Here is a 3,285-nt window from a genome sequence, read left to right on the forward strand (position 1 = left end):
CTAAGAGCAGTACTATTAGCATGGCTGTGATAAATTTCTGCCCCATGGCTATTCTTGCACTAGCTGGTACTATTCCTGTGAGGAGGGAGCTCACACCGAAGCTACTACTAATAAGTGCAAGGGCTATTGGCAGACCGAAATACCAGTTGATTTGCTTTTCTGACGATTTACAAAGAGTTTCGTAGTTGGCTCCGAGATGGATCAAGGTTTGGTATCGTCTGTAGGATTGTCTCTGCCCCATCAAAAATTGAACGCCAATGATTGTATTTGCAACAACAAGGAAGATGATAGCCAGATAGATGGTGACATAGCTGGCAGAGATAATGTAAAATAATTGTCTTCCCATATTTTGTATATAGCTTTCATAGCCAAGAGAGGTTTGATTTAGTTTTTCATTGGTATCTGAGATAGCTCTCACCAGACCTTTCTCCTTGACTAGCTCAGGAGCCAAGATACCGCTGACATAGTTCGAATAGCGACCGTCTGTATAGCTCATAAAGGTCTCATCTGGGACTATGAGGGCAACAGAGAGGGTTATTTCACGATCCGTTACGATTGGTAAAGACTGTACCTCTCCAATCAATTTTACATCATTTCCCATGACTTTGATTTGAGGTTCTGTTTTTAGAACAGAGTTGACAAGACTCTCATCTGACAGAAAATCTTTCCCCATATACAAGTAGGCATTCTTACTAGTTAGTTCTAGAGGAGGGAGATTGGCAGCCTTTCTAAGTTCATTGTATTCGGAAGCTGGTATGAGGTGGGAAGTAGTAGACTGTTCAAAATTGTGGAGTAAGACTTCCTTATTCTTGCTGTCTTTTTGAGTTTTCAACTCCTTGATGACCTGTTCGAAGGACACGGACTCATGTTCTTTAGGTTTGCCGACTTTGATTTGTAGGATCTTTGAAAACTGTGATGCTAGTCCAGCAGCTTCAAGCTCTTTTTTTACTGTATTTACATCAAGATTTTCATCTGTTTCCTGCTTGCTATCTCTAAATGTATAATCCAATACGTGGGTTTGATTGCCTGAATTGCCACTTGCAATAGCAACACCTGCTCCAAAGAGGCACAAGGCAGAGAAGATTAAGAGGGAGCAGATGGCTAGTATAGTTGAGCGCTGGATAACTAATTCCTGAATCTGTCTAAAATTATAGGTATGGAGTTTTCGATTACTTCCAAGATTGACCAAAAAGTCTATAAACAAACGCATACCAAAGAAGAGGAGGATGGTTCCCAGAGTACCCAAGAGAACAGTGATGCCCATGGTGATGACACTCTCCCAAGCTCGTCCACTCATACCCAAGTAATAGGCTGTTCCTAGAAGCAAAATTCCGAGGGCAGAAGCAAGAAGGTACACACCCTTGGGAAGTAGTTTTTTCATCCCAGAAGGTGAATAGGAAAGCAGGTTTCCGATTTCCTTATTGGCCGTCTTTGCACTTAAAAGAACAAAGACAGCTAATTTTACAGCTAGGAAGCCGATGACTGTATAGAGTAGAGCCGTAGTAGATAGAGAAAATTGATGCTCAATAATCCCTAGTCCTACAATTTTAGCGGTTATTAGGCTGATCAGTTCTGAAATCAAGATAGAAATAGGAAGACCTATTCCAAGGGCAAGGACACTGTTTCTCAAATCCTCGAGTAGGAGCAACAAGAACAGTTTACTTCTTCGCATGCCTAGTGTGAGATAGACACCAAATTCATGTTTTCTCCTTTCCATCTGCATACTGCTTGCGAAGTAGACTAGAAAAAAGAGAATAAAGAGCGTTGCTACGTAAAGAATGGGAATCATGCTAAAGAGTTTATTTACAGCATCACTTTCTATTTGTTTTAGAAAGATCATCACATCTTGATGAGACAAAGAAAGGATGATGTAAAAGGAGATAATAGAAAGAACCATAGAACTGAAGTACAAGTCATTATTCTTTCGATCCCTCTTGCTGTTTCTTGAAACTAATTTAGAAAACATTGCCATCACCTCCAGCCAGCGTAGACATGACCTTTAGTATTCTATGATAGAAGTCTTCTTGACTCTCTCTTGGGTAATCGCGTCGAATTTCATGGAATAGTTTTCCGTCTTGGATAAACAAGATGCGGTTGCAAAAACTGGCAGCGACGGAATCGTGGGTCACCATGAGAATGGTGGTTTCTTCCACTTGATTCATTTCGGATAATTTCTGCATCAAAATGGTCGCATTTTTTGAATCCAAAGCTCCTGTGGGCTCATCTGCAAATACAATCTTAGGGTCTAAAATCAAGGCACGCGCAGCAGCTACTCTTTGCCGTTGACCACCTGATAATTGAGATGGGAACTTATCCAGAAGTTCAGAAATATCCAGATATTGGGAAAGCAATTCTAACCGAACCTTGCTTTCGTTAGCATTGACCTTGTGCAAAGACAAGGGAAGTAAAATATTTTCTTTGGCTGTCATATTGTCCAAAAGCTCAAAGTTCTGAAAGAGGTAGCCAATTTCCTTACCGCGATAATCAGCTAACTGACTACCTTTTAACTGACCTAAATCCTTTTCTTGCATTTGAATGAACCCGTCAGTTGGTTTGATGATAGTAGCGAGACAGTTAAGAAGGGTTGTTTTCCCAGAGCCACTACTCCCCATAATCCCTAAGAACTCGCCTTTGACAACTTTAAAAGATATGCTGTTCAAGGCCTTGGTGATATTCGGCTCTTTTCCATAATGCTTTGTTAATGATTCTACTCGTAAAATTGTTTCCATGCGAAACACCTCCATCTTTTGTTACTTTCATTATAATATGAATCAGAGTAGAATAACACTTACGGATGATGTAAGAAATCTTTATCGCTGACATTTATAGTCAGGTTATTGGACTTATACTTACTATATTATAGCATGGCTTTAGGGATTTAAAAAGAGGAGTTGAGTTCTCAACAAGGTTATTTTCTTTTTAACAACTTCTTTTCGCCATCTTATTGAACGTTTTTTAATATCATTTTTAAAGTTTAATGTAAGCAACTGAGAGTAAAGTTCTAACAGCTCATTGTTACTAAGATATTGGATTTTAGGTTCTGTTAATAATTTTGTGTAAACACACAAGTAGAGTTTATTAAGTTATAAAATCAAGCTTTCCGATGAACTCCGCTATTAGTGCAATCTTTACCAGCTCCTACTTTTCCATTTTCAAGAGAAACGAACAAACGAAATTTTTGGATTGATTGAGGACAATCTAGACAGTGTTGATAAGGCTTTTCGAACAGCTTTTAAAACCTTTAGAAAGTACAAAGAGTACATAGCACCCTTACTCAAATGCCAA

The 3,285-nt window shown here is 39.1% G+C and carries 2 protein-coding genes and 1 pseudogene; 1 reads left to right on the forward strand and 2 read right to left on the reverse strand.

The genetic code is table 11. The features are described from left to right. A partial coding sequence (locus SORDD16_RS04245; RefSeq protein WP_241733976.1) for an FtsX-like permease family protein occupies positions 1 to 1,966 on the reverse strand: 1,966 nt, incomplete at its 3' end. Further along, positions 1,956 to 2,729 (reverse strand): ABC transporter ATP-binding protein, encoded by a 774-nt coding sequence (locus SORDD16_RS04250; protein ID WP_061452493.1) that lies wholly within the window; start codon positions 2,727 to 2,729, stop codon positions 1,956 to 1,958. The genes SORDD16_RS04250 and SORDD16_RS04245, both read right to left, overlap by 11 nt. Positions 2,730 to 3,075: 346 nt before the next feature. Between SORDD16_RS04250 and SORDD16_RS11700 the strand changes: the two are divergent. After that, positions 3,076 to 3,285: pseudogene (locus SORDD16_RS11700) on the forward strand (ISL3 family transposase); the annotation flags it as partial.

It is taken from the genome of Streptococcus oralis (assembly GCF_001578945.1).
GTDB lineage: Bacteria > Bacillota > Bacilli > Lactobacillales > Streptococcaceae > Streptococcus > Streptococcus oralis_Q.

Excerpts from the sequence above, each read along its gene's own strand:
- SORDD16_RS04250 (WP_061452493.1), bottom strand. The coding sequence starts at position 2,729 with ATGGAAACAATTTTACGAGTAGAATCATTAACAAAGCATTATGGAAAA.